Source organism: Pseudogulbenkiania sp. AW2-16 (assembly GCF_056824575.1).
The window spans coordinates 880917-896875 of record NZ_CP157668.1; the positions used below are offsets into that span (position 1 = coordinate 880917).

Here is a 15959-nt window from a genome sequence, read left to right on the forward strand (position 1 = left end):
CTCCCGATCCATTCCCAATCCCCCCGCCCTTGCCCTGCAAGGGAGCCTCGCTACGCTCGAGAAGGGTTATCAAGAGGGAAAAGAACTTAGATCAGCTTCCAGGCGATGCTCTCGCCGGCACGCAGCGGCACCAGCTCCTGGTCGCCGTAAGGCAGGCTGTCAGGCACGGTCCAGCTCTCCTTCACCAGCGTGATGGTGTCGGCGTTGCGCGGCAGGCCGTAGAACGCCGGTCCGTGGAAGCTGGCGAAACCCTCCAGCTGGTCCAGCGCATCGGCGGCCTCGAACGCCTCGGCGTAGAGCTCGATGGCGGCGTTGGCGGTGTACATGCCGGCGCAGCCACAGCTGTTCTCCTTGGTGTGGCGGGCGTGCGGCGCGCTGTCGGTGCCGAGGAAGAACTTGGCGCTGCCCGAGGTGGCGGCCTTCACCAGCGCCTGGCGATGCAGTTCGCGCTTCAGTACCGGCAGGCAGTAGTGATGCGGACGGATGCCGCCAACGAAGAGGGCGTTGCGGTTCATCAGCAGGTGATGCGCGGTGATGGTGGCGGCGACGTTGGCCGGCGCGGCGGCGACGTACTCGGCGGCATCCTTGGTGGTGATGTGCTCGAACACCACCTTCAGCTGCGGCAGGCGCGCCAGCAGCGGCTGGAACACGCGCTCGATGAACACCGCCTCGCGGTCGAACACGTCCACCGCCGGGTCGGTGACTTCGCCGTGCACCAAGAGCGGCAGGCCGATCTCGGCCATCGCCTCGAGCGCCGGCATGGCCTTGTCGATGCTGGTGACGCCGGCGTCGGAGTTGGTGGTGGCGCCGGCCGGGTACAGCTTGACGCCGTGCACGAAGCCGCTGGCCTTGGCCTTACGCACTTCCTCGGCCGAGGTGTTGTCGGTCAGGTACAGCGTCATCAGCGGCTCGAAGGCGCTGCCGGCGGGACGCGCGGCGAGCACGCGCTCGCGGTAGGCGGCGGCGGCCTCCACCGTGGTCACCGGCGGCTTGAGGTTGGGCATGATGATGGCGCGGCCCATCTGGCGACAGGTATCGGGCAGCACCGCCGCCAGCGCGACGTCGTCGCGTACGTGCAGGTGCCAGTCATCGGGGCGGGTCAGGGTCAGCTTCACGGGCAGGTCTTTCTCGGTCGGGTCCGGCCTTCTCTGGCGCCGGACGCGGGGGGTCAGGGTAGCGACGGGGCGTCAGCGCTCACTTGCGGCGGATCACCATGCGGAACTTGCCTTCCGCCGTGGTTTCCGAAGCCAGCAGCGCGTTGCCGGTCTGGCGACAGAACGCCTCGAAGTCCTTGGGCGCCCCGGGATCGGTGGCGATCACTTCCAGCACCGCGCCGCTGTCCATCTCGGCCAGGGCTTTCTTCGAGCGCAGGATGGGGAGCGGACAATTCAGTCCGGAAAGGTCGATCAGTCTGTCTGGCTGCATAGCGGCTTCTCCGCGCCATTCACGTTACAATAATCCGCTTATTTTACGCCGTGTTGGGCACGGCCCCAAGCCTGGTTCCGCCGGACCCAGCGCTTCGGCACCGTGCCCGCCGCTACGGATTCCCGCCATGTGCCTGATCGCCTTCGCCTACAAGACCCCCGCCCTCGGCCCGCTGGTGCTGCTCGCCAACCGTGACGAATACTACGCGCGCCCGTCGGCGCCGCTCGACTGGTGGGCGCCGGAACATCCGGACACGCTGGGCGGACGCGATCTGCAGGCGGGCGGCAGCTGGCTGGCGCTCGACAAGCGCGGCCGCTTCGCCGCCATCACCAATATCCGCGAGGGCCTGGCGCGCCGCGGCGAGCGCACGCGCGGCGAACTGGTGGCACGCTTCGTCACCGGCGAGGACAGCGCGCTGGCGTTCGCCGCCTGGCTCAAGGCCGAGCACGGCCGCTACGCCCCGTTCAACCTGCTGTTCGGCCAACTCGACGACCTCTACCACTTCCACAGCCGCGGTGCGCGTCTCACCCGTCTCACCCCCGGCATCCACACCCTGTCCAACGCCACGCTGGACACGCCCTGGCCCAAGGCGCAAAGGTTGGCCGAAGCCCTGCGCGGCCTGCCCCGCCCGCCCTCCGAGGCCGAGGCCTTCCGCTGGCTGGCCGACGCCCATATGCCGCCGGTGGAGCAGCTGCCCAACAGCGGGGTCGGGCTGGCCATGGAAAAGCGGCTCGCCCCGATCTTCATTAATGACCGCGACTACGGCACGCGCAGCTCCATGCTGTTGACCGTGGCCGGGCGCGGCGATGTACACTTTTCGGAATTGACCTGGAGCATGGCCGGCCGCGAGGCCGGACGCCGGCACTACAGCCTGCGCCCGCTCCAGTCCCCCAGGAGACCCCTTTGAAACGACTGATCACGTTGCTGGCGCTGGGCGCCGGCACGCTTGCCGCCGGCGCTCATGCCGGCGACTACGAGCACAAGTATTCGACCTACGCCTTCGACGACGAGAAACCGTGGGAAGAAGGCAGCTACACCCTGCCCGCCTACCCGGCCGACACCGACTGGGTCGGCTTCTTCGTGCACCACACGCTGCAGAACCAGTACTTTGTCGACGCCAAGAGCGTGAGCGTGGCGGATACACAACTGGTGCGCTACGTGGTCAAGGTGGTGAGCCCGTCCGGCGCGGTCAACCTCAGCGCGGAAGGCCTGCAGTGCCGGCAGAAGAAATTCCGCAGCTACGCCTTCGGCGACACCATCAACAAGCGCTGGATCGAATCGATGAAACCGGTATGGCGCAACATCGAATACGGCGACCTGCTGCACCGCCGCCTGCACGAAAACCTGTGCCAGGACAACTGGGCGCCCAAAACGGGCGAGGACGCGGTGGCGCTGATGCGCAAGGCGCCGTGGCGCTGAGCCAGCCGGCCACATGACAGCACGCTGAAAAACCGGCAGCATGGCGGGATCGTTGTTTCCCCCATGCTGCCCCGATGCCTCCCTCGCTGATCGGCCTGATCCAGGTCCTGCTTTCCGCCGTCGCCTTCGGCACCATGGCCATCCTGGCCCGTTTCGCCTACGCCGACGGCACCTCCACCACCACCCTGCTGCTGCTGCGCTTCGTCATCGCCGGCCTGGTGCTGCTGCCCTGGGTGGCGCTGCAACGCCTGCCTTGGCCGACCGGCCGTCCGCTGCTGGCGCTGATCGTGATGGGCGCGGTGGGCTACGCCGGCATGTCGGCGTGCTACTTCAACGCGCTCAACCATGCCTCGGCCGGCACCGTGGCGCTGCTGCTCTACCTCTACCCGGTGCTGGTGCTGCTGCTGTCGATGCTGCTGGGCGAGCGCCTCACCCGCCTGCGCCTGATCGCCCTGCTGCTGGCGCTGTCCGGCCTCGCGGTAACCATCGGCCTGGAATTCTCGGCACGCCCGCTCGGGCTGGTGCTGGGGTTGGGGGCGGCGCTGATCTATTCATGCTACATCCTGATCGGCAGCCGCTTCACCGTCGGCACCCACCCGCTCCCCGCGACCTGCGTGGTGATCCTGTCCGCCGCCGCCAGCTATGCGCTGCAGAGCACCTGGCAGGGCTGGGGGCCGCCGCACTCGGCGCGCGGCTGGCTGGCGATCGGGATGATGGCGCTGATCTGCACCGTGGCGGCGTTGGCCTTGTTTCTCAACGGACTGGAAAAAATCGGCGCGACGCGCGCCTCGCTGGTCTCCACAGTGGAGCCGGTCGTCACCCTGCTGCTGGCCTGGGCGCTGCTGGGCGAGCCGATCGGGCTGTCGCAGGCGCTGGGGGGGCTGCTGATCCTGGGCGCGGTGCTGCTGGTCAGCCGCGAGGCCGACCCCAAGCGCACCGAACTGACCGAACTGCACGACTGAGGCGGCCCCCGCCCGCCTGCCACGGCAGCCGGGCGGCAGGCCTCCTGCTCATGGCTGGGAACAGGCCCGCCCGGGGTAGCCCGGCAGGCCGGCGGCGTCCGGCTGGCACGCCAGCCGGCTGGCTTCGCGCAGGCGCTGCGCCAGCGTGGCGCGCGTCACCGGCGCCCAGTGCAGCCGCTCGCCGAGGTAACGCGCCCAGGCGAACTCGACGAAATAGACCTCGTCGCGCTTGTCGAACAGCCCGGCACGCTGGGCAAACCCCGCCAGCGAACGGTAGGGATAATCGGGCAGGTCCTGGATGCGGCGCGGCAGCGTCTCGGGGCGCACCGGCCTCCCCTGCTGGTCGGCCAGCCAGGCCCAGTGATGCGCCTGCATCTCGGGCCAGAACGTCGCCGGGTTCTCCAACCGCCCCTCGATCACCACCGGCACCTCACGCTGGCCCAGCGTCCACAGCTCGCGCGTCAGGTGATGGCCGTCCACCAGGTAATAGCCGGCATCCGGCCCGATCACCACCGGAATGCGCTTCTTGAGCATGTACTTGTGCAGCTTGGCGAGCGGCTTCTTGCCGAGATGGGCCAGGTCCTGCTCCACCTGCAGCAGGCCGATGCCGGGCTGGGTCGGGTGCAGCGCGGCGATCGCCAGCTGGCACACCGTGCCCACCGGCGTGTCGGGGGTACAGGCGTCTTCCGCCGCGGCCAGCGGTGCGGCGACCAGCAGCGCCAGCCACAGCAACAGAATCTTCAGCCGCATCTCACGCCTTCCAGTGACCCGACTTGCCGCCCTCTTTTTCCAGCAGGCGCACGCCGGTGATTTCCATGCCGCGGTCCACCGCCTTGCACATGTCGTAAATGGTCAGGAGGCCGACGTTGACCGCGGTCAGCGCCTCCATCTCGACGCCGGTGCGGCCGACGGTTTCGGCCGTCACCTCGAGGCGCACCGCCGACTCCGCGTCGAGCAGGGTGAATTCGGTGCCGACCCGGGTCAGCGCGATGGGATGGCACAGCGGAATCAGGTCGGCGGTGCGCTTGGACGCCATGATGGCGGCGATGCGGGCGATACCCAGCACGTCGCCCTTCTGGTGGCCGCCGTCGCGGATCAGCGCGAAGGTGGCGGGCAGCATGCGAATCACGCCCTCGGCCACGGCACGACGGCGGCTCTCGCTCTTGGCGCCGACGTCCACCATATGGGCCTGGCCCTGGGAGTCGAAATGGGTCAGTTCGGACACGGGGGTCTCCTGGGAATGGAAAGGGCTGGCCAGCGCGCGGCCAGGTTGGCCGAAGACTTGGTGCAGCCGGTTAGAACCTGTTTACGATCTGCTGCGCGTCGGCGATACGGCGTTAAAAACGTCTTCGGAAGGCTCATTTACCACGTGGAAAGGCCGCCTCCTCAGCCGTTTTTGCCTTGTCTCGCTCCAGCTCGCGAGATCGTAAACAGGCTCTTAGAGCCGAGAGTGTGGCGCTAGCGCAAGAAACGCGCAATCAGCCAGAAGAAGGTAATCGCCCCCGCCAACAGGCCGGACCAGCGGATCAGCCGGCCGGCGCGGTGCAGGTAGTCGCGGTTGCGCGTCAGCGCGTAGCTGATCAATGCCCAGCCCAGCACCAGGATGGCGCCGTACAGCCACAAGCGCAGCACCCACAGCATCAGCCGCGCCCGCTCCGCAAGGCCGGGGCCGCCATCACACCACCTCGGGCAGGCGGTGGAAGCTCGACGGCACCTCGGCGGGGTCGCTGAAGCTGACGTACTCCCAGGCGCCGGGGGTGGCGAGCAGGCTACGCAGCAGCTGGTTGTTGAGGGCGTGGCCGGACTTGCGCCCGGAGAACGCCGCGATCAGCGGATGACCGACGATGTAGAGGTCGCCGATGGCGTCGAGAATCTTGTGGCGCACGAACTCGTCCGGGAAGCGCAGGCCCTCCGGGTTCAGTACGTATTCGTCGTCGATGACGATGGCGTTGTCGAGGCTGCCGCCCAGGCCCAGGCCGTGCTGGCGCATGTACTCGACCTCGTGCATGAAGCCGAAGGTGCGGGCACGGCTGATTTCGTCGATGTAGGAGCGCCGGGAAAAATCGATCTCCACCGTCTGCGGCGCGCGGTTGAACGCCGGATGGTTGAACTCGATGGCGAGCTCGACCTTGAAGCCGTCGTACGGCTCGAGGCGCACCCACTTGTCGCCGTCGCGCACCTCGATCGGCTTCAGCACCCGGATGAAGCGCTTGGGCACCGCCTGCTCGACGATGCCGGCGGACTGCAAGAGGTAGATGAAGGGGGCCGCGGAGCCGTCCATGATGGGCATTTCCGCGGCGGTCACCTCCACCACCAGGTTGTCGATGCCGAGCCCGGCAAAGGCCGACATCAGGTGTTCGATGGTGCCGACACGCACGCCGGTCGGGGTGACCAGCGTGGAGGAGAGGCGCGTGTCGTTCACCAGCGAGGGATCCACCTTCACGTCTTCCGACCCGGGCAAGTCGGTGCGACGGAATACGATCCCGCTGTCGGGCGCGGCAGGCAGCAGGGTGAGCTTCACCCGCTCGCCGGAATGCAAACCGACGCCCGTGGCGCTAATCGCTTGTCGTAGCGTGCGCTGCAATATCATCAGTGACTTCCTACCTGCTATCCGGACGCAAGCATTCTAGCACAGCGAAAAGCTGCGCTTTATTGATTACCCGGACCACATCGATAGCTTATGACAATCAGTCGGCCTGCTTGCGCAGGAAGGCCGGGATGTCATACGACTCGCTCACTTCCGGGTTGGAGAAGTCGGTCGAGGTCGGCGTGCGACGGCCGCGCTGGCGCATGATGGCCGGGGTATCGAAGTCGTCGTAGTTCAGCGAGTCGCCGACGCGGTCGTCGGTGCCGGTCTTGACGATCTTGATGTACTCCGGACGCTCCTCGCGCGGGGCGGCCTTCTTGGCGCTGCCCAGGCCGGTCGCGATCAGGGTCACGCGGATGGTGTCTTCCGGCATCTCTTCCACTTCGGCGGTACCGAACTTGATCTGCGCCTCGTCGTCGGCGTAATGACGCACGATGCCCATGATCTCGCGGTATTCGCTCATCTTCAGGCAGCCCGGGGCGGTGGAGATGTTCACCAGCACGCCGCGCGCGCCTTCCAGCGTGATGTTGTCCAAGAGCGGGCTGGCCACGGCCTGTTCCGCGGCGACGCGGGCACGGTCGATGCCGGAGGCGTAGGCGGAACCCATCATCGCCAGTGCCCATCTCGCCCATCACGGTGCGCACGTCGGCGAAGTCGACGTTGATCAGGCCCGGGCAGGTGATCACTTCGGCGATGCCGGCCACGGCACCCTTGAGCACGTCGTCGGCAGCGCGGAACGCTTCGCGCATGGTGACGTCTTCGCCCAGCACTTCCATCAGCTTCTCGTTGGGGATGACGATCAGCGAGTCGACGTGCTTCTTCAGATCCTCGATGCCGTTCTGCGCCACTTTCTGACGCTTGCCCTCATGGTCGAACGGACGCGTCACCACACCCACGGTGAGGATGCCCAGCTCGCGCGCCACTTCGGCCACCACCGGTGCCGCGCCGGTGCCGGTGCCGCCACCCATGCCGGCGGTGACGAACACCATGTTGGACCCACGCAGCATCTCGGCGATGCGTTCGCGGTCTTCCAGCGCGGCGCTGCGGCCCACTTCCGGATTGGCGCCAGCGCCCAGACCCTTGGTCAGGTTGTTGCCCAGCTGCAGCTTCTGCGAAGCGCGGTTGCGCTTGAGCGCCTGCGCGTCGGTGTTGGCGCAGATGAACTCGACGCCGCGCACGTTGTTGTCGATCATGTTGTCGATGGCGTTGCATCCGCCGCCGCCGACCCCGATGACTTTGATGACAGCCTCTTGGGCGGTCTCCTGCATTACTTCGAATACCATCGTGCTCATTTCCCTCTCCTCAATAAAGATGAGCTAACCCAAACGATTTACTGCTTGCCCGTACTGCACCGGCCCGCCCCGCCACGCGCCGACCCGCAGTCGGCACACGTGGCCAGGCCCTTAGAAGTTGCCGGCAAACCATGCCTTCATGCGCGAGATCATCTGACCCAGCCCGGCGGACTCGGTCTTGTTTCCCACGTAACTGCTGTGAATCTGCTCCTTGCCGTGCAGCAGCAGGCCGACCCCGGTGGAGAAGCGCGGCGTCTTCACCACTTCGGCCAGGCCGCCGACGTACTTCGGCACGCCGATGCGCACCGGCAGGTGGAATACCTCTTCGGCCAACTCGACCATGCCCGGCATCAGGCTGGCGCCGCCGGTCAGTACCATGCCGGACGACAGCATTTCCTCGAAGCCGCTGCGGCGCAGCTCCTGCTGCACCAATTGAAAGAGTTCCTCGACGCGCGGCTCGATCACCTCGGCCAGCGTCGAGCGCGACATCTGGCGCGGTCCGCGCTCGCCCACCCCCGGCACCTCGATCATCTGGCCCGGATCGGCCAGGCTGACCAGCGCCACGCCGTGCTGGATCTTGATGTCCTCGGCCTCCTTGGTCGGGGTGCGCAGCGCCATGGCGATGTCGTTGGTGATCTGGTCGCCGGCGATCGGGATCACCGCGGTGTGGCGGATGGCGCCGTTGGCGTACACCGCGATGTCGGTGGTACCGCCGCCGATGTCGATCAGGCACACGCCCAGGTCCTTCTCGTCCTCGGACAGCACCGCCAGCGCCGAGGCCATCGGCTGCAGCACCAGGTCGGAGGTTTCCAGGCCGCAGCGCCGCACGCACTTGGTGACGTTCTGCGCCGCCGACACCGCGCCGGTGACGATGTGCACCTTGGCTTCCAGGCGCACGCCGCTCATGCCGAGGGGCTCGCGCACACCTTCCTGGCCGTCGATGCTGTATTCCTGGGTCAAGATGTGCAGCACCTGATGGTCCGGCGGGATGGTCACCGCGCGTGCGGTTTCGATCACGCGGTCGATGTCCATCTGCATCACCTCGCGGTCCTTGATCGCCACCATGCCGTGCGAGTTGACGCTCTTGATGTGGCTGCCGGCGATGCCGGTAAACACCTCGTGGATCTTGCAGTCGGCCATCAGCTCGGCCTCTTCCAGCGCGCGCTGGATGGCCTGCACGGTGGATTCGATGTTGACCACCATGCCGCGCTTCAGACCGCGCGACGGCGTCTGCCCCATGCCGATGATGTTGAGCTGTCCGTCCTCGAGGACTTCCGCGACGATCGCCACGATCTTCGACGTGCCGATGTCGAGGCCAACCAGCATGTTCTTGCTTTCTTTCGGTTTGCTCACCTGTCGCTCCAACTGCTATTGCTTCTGTCCGTGAGCCGGCGGTGCCTTGTAATCGGGCATCCGCACGGCGAATCCATTGGGATAACGCATGTCCACGCTCTCGATGTGGTACGGCAGCGCGGCCAGCGTTCCCTTCCAGTGGGTGGCGAACAGGCCGGCGCGCTTTTCCACGTCGCCGCGTCCCAGTTCCACCTGCACCCCGTTATCCAACTCCACCCGCCATGCCCGGCGTGGCGACAGCCACAGCCGCTGCGGCTTGAGGCCGGCCGGCTGCAACACCGGCTTGAGCGCCGCCAGCATGGCGACCATGTCCTTCTGCGCCCCGGCGGGGCCGTACAGCACCGGCAACGGCTGGTCGCTGGCGGCGTCGAACCACTCGCCGCGGCTGTTCACCAGGCCGTTCTCGCCCCAGCGCGCGATCGCCACATGTTCCTCGACCTCGATCTGCAGCGTGTCCGGCCACTGCCGCCGCACCTGCGCCTCGCGCACCCACGGCAGCTTGCCGAAGGCGGCACGGGTCTTGTCGATGTTCAGTGTGAAGAACGTGCCCAGCAACTCGTGCTCGGCGATATAACGCAACTGCTCCGGCGTCACCCTCTTCATCTGGCCCTGGATCTGGATCTTCTTCACCGGAAACACCGGAGAATGGGTGAGCCAGAATCCGGCGGCGTACAGCACCATCATCACCGAGCTCCCCAGCAGCAGATTCGCCAGGGTCCTGAGTGCCCGGTGGTTATCCCACATGGGCCATGTCCAGAATCGCCAGACACAGCTCCTCGTAACTCAAGCCTTCCACCCGCGCCGCCATCGGCACCAGGCTGTGGCTGGTCATGCCGGGCGAGGTGTTCACCTCAAGCAGGTAGATGCCGCCCGCCTCGTCCATCAGGAAATCCACCCGGCCCCAGCCGCGCCCGCCCAGCACCTCGAACGCGGTCAGCGCCAGTTCGCGCGCGCGCTGCTCCACCTCCGCACTCAGGCCGGACGGACAGCGGTACACCGTGTCGTCGCGGAAATACTTGGCCTGGTAGTCGTAGAACTCGGTAGCCGGTTCGATCTTGATGGTCGGCAGCGCCTTGTCGCCGATGATGGCGCAGGTATACTCGCCGCCGCCGACGAAGGCCTCGGCGATCACCAGCTTGTCGTAGCGGCGCGCCTCTTCGTAGGCGGCACGCAATTCGCCCGGATGCTTCACCTTGGTGACGCCGATGCTGGAACCCTCGGTGGCCGGCTTGACGAACAGCGGCAGGCCGAGCTGGGCTTCCACCGCCGCGAAATCGCTGTCGTCGGCGAGCAGCACGAAGGCCGGAATCGGCAGCCCGGCACCCTGCCACAGCAGCTTGGTGCGCCACTTGTCCATGCCGATGGCCGACGCCATCACGCCACAGCCGGTGTACGGCATGCCCATGGTCTCGAGCGCGCCCTGCAGCGTGCCGTCCTCGCCGAACGGGCCATGCAGCGCGATGAACACGCGCTCGAAACCCTCGTCCTTGAGCGCGGCGAGCGGCTTCTCGGCCGGGTCGAAGGCGTGCGCGTCCACGCCCTGGCTCTGCAGCGCCTTGAGCACCCCGCCGCCGCTCATCAGCGACACCTCGCGCTCGGCCGAGGTGCCGCCCATCATCACTGCCACTTTTCCGTACTGCTTCATCGTCTATCCTTCTGCGCCCGCTGCTCGGCGGGCATCTTTATACCTTGGTCCGATCAAGCCTGAGCCGCGAGCTTGCCCGGTACCGCGCCGATCGAGCCGGCCCCCATGGTGATCACCACATCGCCGTCTTGCACCGTGTCGAGGATGACCTGCGGCAGGTCGGCGATGGCCTCGATGAACAAGGGCTCGACCTTGCCGGTGACGCGCACCGCACGGGCCAGCGCGCGGCCGTCGGCGGCGACGATCGGCGCCTCGCCGGCGGCGTAGACCTCCGACAGCAGCAGCACGTCCACCGTCGACAGCACCTTGACGAAATCCTCGAACAGGTCGCGGGTGCGGGTGTAGCGGTGCGGCTGGAACGCCAGCACCAGGCGTTGGGTCGGGAAGGCACCGCGCACCGCCGCCAGCGTGGCGGCCATTTCCACCGGGTGGTGGCCATAGTCGTCGACCAGGGTGAAGTGGCCGCCGGACGGACAAGCCACCTCGCCGTAGCGCTGGAAGCGCCGGCCGACGCCGGCGAATTCGGCCAGCCCCTGCTGGATCGACGCCACATCGGCGCCGCATTCAAGGCCGATGGCGATGGCCGACAGCGCGTTCAGCACGTTGTGCCGCCCCGGCAGGTTGAGCACCACCGGGAAATGCAGCTGATTGCCGTTCCTGGCCACCACGTCGAAGTGCATCTGGCCGCCCACGGCGCGCACGTTGGCCGCCTGCACGTCGGCATCGTCGGAGAACCCGTAGGTGGTCACCGGCTTGGTGACGCGCGGCAGGATCTCGCGCACGTTGGCGTCGTCGAGGCACAGCACGGCGCGGCCGTAGAACGGCAGGCGGTGCAGGAAGTCGACGAAGGCCTGCTTCAGCTTGTCGAAGCTGTGCTCGTAGGTGTCCATGTGGTCGGCATCGATATTGGTCACCACCGCCATCACCGGGGCCAGGTGCAGGAACGAGGCGTCCGACTCGTCGGCCTCGGCCACCAGGAATTCGCCCGAGCCCAGCTTGGCGTTGGTGCCGGCGGCGGTCAGCTTGCCGCCGATGACGAAGGTCGGGTCGAGCCCGGCCGCCGCCAGCACCGAGGCGGTGAGGCTGGTGGTGGTGGTCTTGCCGTGGGTGCCGGCGATGGCGATGCCCTGCTTGAAGCGCATCAGCTCGGCCAGCATCATGGCGCGCGGAATCACCGGGATATGCCGCACCTTGGCTTCGACCACTTCCGGGTTGTCGGCCTTGACCGCGGTCGAGGTCACCACCACGTCGGCGCCCTGCATGTAGGCGGCGTCATGGCCGAAATGTACCTCGGCGCCCTGCGCCACCAGGCGCTTGGTGGCGGCGCTCTCCGCCATGTCGGAGCCGGACACGGTGTAGCCGAGGTTCAGCAGCACCTCGGCGATGCCGCACATGCCGACACCACCGATGCCGACGAAATGGATGTGTTTGACTCTGTGTTTCATTGCTGCTCGCTTGTCAGGGCCGCTTTCACCAGAAAACGGCCGGTCATTCTTGTACCAGGGCTTCGCACACGTCGGCGACGCGCTGTGCCGCATCGACGATGGCCAGTTGGCGCGCCTTCCTGGCCATCGCCAGACAGTCCTCGCGCGTCAGTTGCGTCAACAGTTCCGCCAGGCCGGCGACGCTGAGTTGGCTTTGCGGCAGCAGCCGCGCCGCGCCCGCGTCGGCCAGGTAACGCGCATTGCCGGTCTGGTGGTCGTCCACCGCGTGCGGATACGGCACCAGCACGCTGCCCACCCCGACCGCGGCCAGTTCGGCCACGGTCAGCGCGCCGGCACGGCAGATCACCAGGTCGGCGGCGGCGTACTCGGCCGCCATGTCGTCGATGAAGGCGCGGCAATCGGCGCTCACCCCGGCCTTGGCATAGTTGTCCTTCAGCGCCTCGATCTGCTTGGCGCCGGCCTGGTGCACCACCTGCGGCCGCCGTTCGGCCGGGATCAGCGCCAGCGCCTGCGGCAGGGTGTCGTTGAACACCTTGGCGCCGAGGCTGCCGCCGACCACCAGCACGCGCAACGGACCGCTGCGGCCGGCAAAGCGCGACTCCGGCGCCGGCACCTTGGCGATCTCGGCACGCACCGGGTTGCCGACCAGCCCGTCCGGCCCGGGAAACGCGCCGGGGAAGGCGAACAAGGTGCGGTTGGCGATGCGCGCCAGCAGTTTGTTGGTCAGGCCGGCCACCGAGTTCTGCTCGTGGATCACCAGCGGCTTCCACAGGAAGCGGCTCATCAGCCCGCCGGGGAAGCCGGTGTAGCCGCCGAAGCCCACCGCGATGTCCGGCCGGCGGCGGAAGATCACCGCCAGCGTCTTGGCCAGCGCCGCCGTCAACGTGAACGGCAGCAGCAGCCAGCGCTTCAGGCCGTTGCCGCGCACGCCGCCGATCTTCACCGTCTCGATGGCGAAGCCGTGCTGCGGCACCAGGCGGGTTTCCATGCCGCCGCTGGCGCCGAGCCAGAACACCGTCCAGCCGCGCGCCTGCAGTTCGTGCGCCACGGCCAGGCCCGGGAAGATATGCCCCCCGGTGCCGCCGGCCATCACCATTACCGTTCGCTTCGTCATCGTCTTTCTTGTTTCCGGTCGGCCTTCGGCCAACCTGGTCGTCATTTCGTCATTTCGTCATGCAGACAGGACTAACCTTCTAGCCCCGCCTAATCCGGCGGTTTTAGCTGCGCCCCTTACGGGGCTCCGCAGAAACAGGCGAGCACGGTACTTCGTACCTGGCCACGCCTCTGGCGTGGCTTCATGAGGGGCTAAACCTTATAGCCCCTCATGATTCGCCTGTTTTCCCAATCCACTCTCAGCAGGATCGCCAGCGCCGCCATGTTGAGCAGCATGGCCGAGCCGCCAAATGACATCAGCGGCAGGGTCAGGCCCTTGGTCGGCAACAGCCCCATGTTCACACCGATGTTGAAAAAGGTCTGGATGCCGAGCCAGATGCCGATGCCCTGCGCCACCAGCGCCTGGTAATAACGCTCCAGCTTCTTCGACTCCACGCCGATGTGGAAGGCCCGCCGCACGATCCAGGCGTAGAGCCCGAGCACCACCAGCAGGCCGGCAAAACCGAATTCCTCGGCGATCACCGCCATGATGAAGTCGGTATGCGCCTCGGGCAGGTAGAACAGTTTCTCCACGCTGCCGCCCAGCCCCACCCCGAACCATTCGCCGCGGCCGAAGGCGATCAGCGAGTGCGACAGCTGGTAGCCCTTGCCGTAGGGATCGTCCCACGGGTCGAGAAAACCCAGCACGCGCTTGAGCCGGTACGGCGAGGTGATGATCAGCGTCGCCACCGCCACCACCGCCATGGCGGCCAGGCCGGTGAAGATGCGCATATTGATGCCGCCCAGAAACAACAGCCCCATGGCGATGCTCATCACCACCATCAGCGCGCCGAAGTCCGGCTCGCGCAACAGCAGGAAGGCCACCACCACCATGGCGCCGAACACCGGGGCGAAGCCTTCCTTCAGGCTGTGCAGCTTGTGCGACTTGCGCACCGTGTAGTCGGCCACGTACAGCACGGTGGCGAGCTTCATCACCTCGGACGGCTGCAGGTTGATGACGAACAGCCCGATCCAGCGCCGTGCCCCGTTCACCACGCGGCCGATGCCGGGAATCAGCACCAGCACCAGCAGCACCACGCCGATGATGAACACCTTGCCGGCGTACTTCTGCCAGAACGCGGTCGGGAACTGGAACACCGCGTAGGCGCCGGTCAGCCCGATGCCCATGAAGATCATGTGGCGGATCAGGTAGAAATAGCGGTTCTGCGTCGCCGCATCCGCCTCGGCGTAGGCGATCGACGCCGAGTACACCATCACCAGGCTGATCGACAGCAGCAACGCGATCGCCCACCCCAACGCCTCGTCGAACGGCGTGATGGGGGCGTAACGGCGGGCGCTGTTGGCGATCATGCGGCGCTCCCCGCTTGCAGCGCGCGCACGCCGTCGATGAACACCTGGGCGCGGTGGGCGTAGTTCTTGAACATGTCGAGGCTGGCGCAGGCCGGCGACAGCAGCACCACGTCGCCGGCTTCGGCCAACCCGGCGGCTTCGCGCGTGGCCACTTCCAGCGTGGCGCAGTCGACTATCGGCAGCGGCAGCCCTTCCAGCGCGGCGCGGATCTTGCCGGCGTCACGGCCGATCAGCAGCACGGCGCGGGCGATGCGCGCGCACGCCGGCTTCAGCGGCGAGAAATCCTGGCCCTTGCCGTCGCCGCCGGCGATCAGCACCACCGGCCGGGTCATGCCGTTGAGCGCGGCCTCGGTGGCGCCGACGTTGGTGCCCTTGGAGTCGTCGATGTAGCGCACGCCGTTCACCTCGGCGACGAACTCGACGCGGTGCGCCAGGCCGGTGAACGTCTTGAGTCCCTCCAGCAGCGCCGCGCGCGGCACGCCGATGGCCTCGGTGAGCGCCAGCGCGGCGAGCGCGTTGGCAGCGTTGTGCAGGCCCTGCAGGCTCATCTCGGCGCAGTCGAACACCGCCTCGCCGGCCACTGTCAGCCAGTAGCGCCCGGCGTCCTGGCGCAGCGCGTAGTCGGCCGTCTCTTTCAGCGAGAACCAGCGCTGGGCATGGCCGGGACGCACCATGGCACGCACCAGCGCGTCGTCGCGGTTGAGCACCTGTACACCACGGCCGTTGAACACCGCGGTCTTGCTGTGGGCGTAATCGAGCAGGTCGGCGTAGCGGTCGAGGTGGTCCTCGGAGATGTTGAGCACGGTGGCGGCGTCGGCATTCAGGCTGGTGGTGGTTTCCAGCTGGAAACTCGACAGTTCCAGCACCCACGCGTCCGGGCGCTTGCCGCTGGCTTCGCGCTCGCCCAGCGCATCCAGCACCGGCAGGCCGATGTTGCCGGCCAGCACGGTGTCGAGCCCGGCCTCCCGGCACAGGTGGCCGACCAGGCTGGTGACGGTGCTCTTGCCGTTGGAACCGGTGATGGCGATGACCTTGCTGCCCGAGCCGGCGATGGCGCGCGCGAACAGTTCCACGTCCCCCACCACCTCGCCGCCGGCACGGCGGAACGCGGCGATCGCCGGGGTAGCCACGGCCACGCCCGGGCTCACCACCAGCATCTCGGCGCCGGCAAACGTCGTCGCGTCGAAGGCGCCGGTCTTCAGGGCCACGCCGGGCAGGCTTTCGGCCAGGGTCGCGGCGTTGGGCGGGTTGTCACGGCTGTCGGCCACAGTGACCGTCGCGCCGTGCGCGGCAAGCCAGCGCGCGGCGGACAGCCCGGTGTCTCCGAGGCCGACGACGACGATGTGACGGTTGGCGAAGCGCATCTTC

General features: G+C 67.4%; 16 protein-coding genes and 1 pseudogene. 3 read left to right on the forward strand and 14 right to left on the reverse strand.

What is annotated here, in order from left to right:
• Nucleotides 1-86: 86 nt before the first annotated feature.
• Both pyrC and ABKF58_RS04310 read right to left on the reverse strand, forming a co-directional pair.
• Nucleotides 87-1115, reverse strand: coding sequence for a dihydroorotase (pyrC, locus tag ABKF58_RS04305; RefSeq protein WP_482583493.1), 1029 nt, complete (start codon nt 1113-1115; stop codon nt 87-89).
• A 79-nt stretch (nt 1116-1194) separates the two neighbouring features.
• Nucleotides 1195-1425, reverse strand: coding sequence for a sulfurtransferase TusA family protein (locus tag ABKF58_RS04310; RefSeq protein ID WP_482583494.1), 231 nt, complete (start codon nt 1423-1425; stop codon nt 1195-1197).
• Nucleotides 1426-1552: 127 nt separating this feature from the next.
• On the opposite strand from ABKF58_RS04310, the gene ABKF58_RS04315 reads away from it, so the two are divergent.
• The 3 genes from ABKF58_RS04315 to ABKF58_RS04325 all read left to right on the forward strand — a co-directional run bounded on the left by ABKF58_RS04315 (nt 1553) and on the right by ABKF58_RS04325 (nt 3806).
• Nucleotides 1553-2332, forward strand: a complete 780-nt coding sequence (locus ABKF58_RS04315; protein ID WP_482583495.1) for an NRDE family protein — start codon at nt 1553-1555, stop codon at nt 2330-2332.
• Nucleotides 2329-2844: a CNP1-like family protein gene (locus tag ABKF58_RS04320; protein WP_482583496.1), complete on the forward strand. Its 516-nt coding sequence runs from the start codon at nt 2329-2331 to the stop codon at nt 2842-2844. The genes ABKF58_RS04315 and ABKF58_RS04320 overlap by 4 nt, the downstream gene beginning before the upstream one ends.
• Before the next feature lie 74 nt (nt 2845-2918).
• Nucleotides 2919-3806 carry a DMT family transporter gene (locus ABKF58_RS04325; RefSeq protein WP_482583497.1) on the forward strand — a complete coding sequence of 296 codons (888 nt, stop codon included), beginning with the start codon at nt 2919-2921 and terminating at the stop codon, nt 3804-3806.
• A 48-nt stretch (nt 3807-3854) separates the two neighbouring features.
• Here the strand turns inward: ABKF58_RS04325 and ABKF58_RS04330 are convergent, their stop codons facing one another.
• The 12 genes and pseudogenes from ABKF58_RS04330 to murD form a co-directional block, all read right to left on the reverse strand.
• Complete coding sequence (locus ABKF58_RS04330) at nt 3855-4556, reverse strand: ParB-like protein (RefSeq protein WP_482583498.1); 702 nt, start codon at nt 4554-4556, stop codon at nt 3855-3857.
• A gap of 1 nt (nt 4557) precedes the next feature.
• On the reverse strand, nt 4558-5031 hold the full coding sequence (moaC, locus tag ABKF58_RS04335; protein ID WP_008954711.1) for a cyclic pyranopterin monophosphate synthase MoaC: 474 nt from the start codon (nt 5029-5031) through the stop codon (nt 4558-4560).
• A gap of 233 nt (nt 5032-5264) precedes the next feature.
• Nucleotides 5265-5447 carry a hypothetical protein gene (locus tag ABKF58_RS04340; protein WP_008954710.1) on the reverse strand — a complete coding sequence of 61 codons (183 nt, stop codon included), beginning with the start codon at nt 5445-5447 and terminating at the stop codon, nt 5265-5267.
• 34 nt (nt 5448-5481) lie between these two features.
• Nucleotides 5482-6393: a UDP-3-O-acyl-N-acetylglucosamine deacetylase gene (lpxC, locus tag ABKF58_RS04345; protein ID WP_482584329.1), complete on the reverse strand. Its 912-nt coding sequence runs from the start codon at nt 6391-6393 to the stop codon at nt 5482-5484.
• A 100-nt stretch (nt 6394-6493) separates the two neighbouring features.
• Nucleotides 6494-7685 (reverse strand): annotated as a pseudogene (ftsZ, locus tag ABKF58_RS04350) (cell division protein FtsZ).
• Nucleotides 7686-7796: 111 nt separating this feature from the next.
• Complete coding sequence (gene ftsA, locus ABKF58_RS04355) at nt 7797-9011, reverse strand: cell division protein FtsA (protein ID WP_232503556.1); 1215 nt, start codon at nt 9009-9011, stop codon at nt 7797-7799.
• Between the two features lie 42 nt (nt 9012-9053).
• The gene (locus tag ABKF58_RS04360; protein WP_008954706.1) at nt 9054-9782 is read right to left on the reverse strand and encodes a cell division protein FtsQ/DivIB; all 729 of its coding nucleotides are present in this window, start codon (nt 9780-9782) and stop codon (nt 9054-9056) included.
• Nucleotides 9772-10683: a D-alanine--D-alanine ligase gene (locus ABKF58_RS04365; protein WP_482583500.1), complete on the reverse strand. Its 912-nt coding sequence runs from the start codon at nt 10681-10683 to the stop codon at nt 9772-9774. Before ABKF58_RS04365 ends, ABKF58_RS04360 begins: the two co-directional genes overlap by 11 nt.
• A 53-nt stretch (nt 10684-10736) precedes the next feature.
• Nucleotides 10737-12128 (reverse strand): UDP-N-acetylmuramate--L-alanine ligase, encoded by a 1392-nt coding sequence (gene murC / locus ABKF58_RS04370; RefSeq protein ID WP_482583501.1) that lies wholly within the window; start codon nt 12126-12128, stop codon nt 10737-10739.
• A gap of 43 nt (nt 12129-12171) precedes the next feature.
• Complete coding sequence (murG, locus tag ABKF58_RS04375) at nt 12172-13242, reverse strand: undecaprenyldiphospho-muramoylpentapeptide beta-N-acetylglucosaminyltransferase (RefSeq protein ID WP_482583503.1); 1071 nt, start codon at nt 13240-13242, stop codon at nt 12172-12174.
• A gap of 191 nt (nt 13243-13433) precedes the next feature.
• A complete protein-coding gene (gene ftsW / locus ABKF58_RS04380; RefSeq protein ID WP_014085620.1) occupies nt 13434-14591 on the reverse strand; it encodes a putative lipid II flippase FtsW in 1158 nt (385 codons plus the stop codon).
• Entirely contained in the window at nt 14588-15955 is a 1368-nt protein-coding gene (gene murD, locus ABKF58_RS04385) for a UDP-N-acetylmuramoyl-L-alanine--D-glutamate ligase (RefSeq protein WP_482583505.1), read from the reverse strand. The genes ftsW and murD overlap by 4 nt, the downstream gene beginning before the upstream one ends.
• Between the last annotated feature and the right edge of the window lie 4 nt (nt 15956-15959).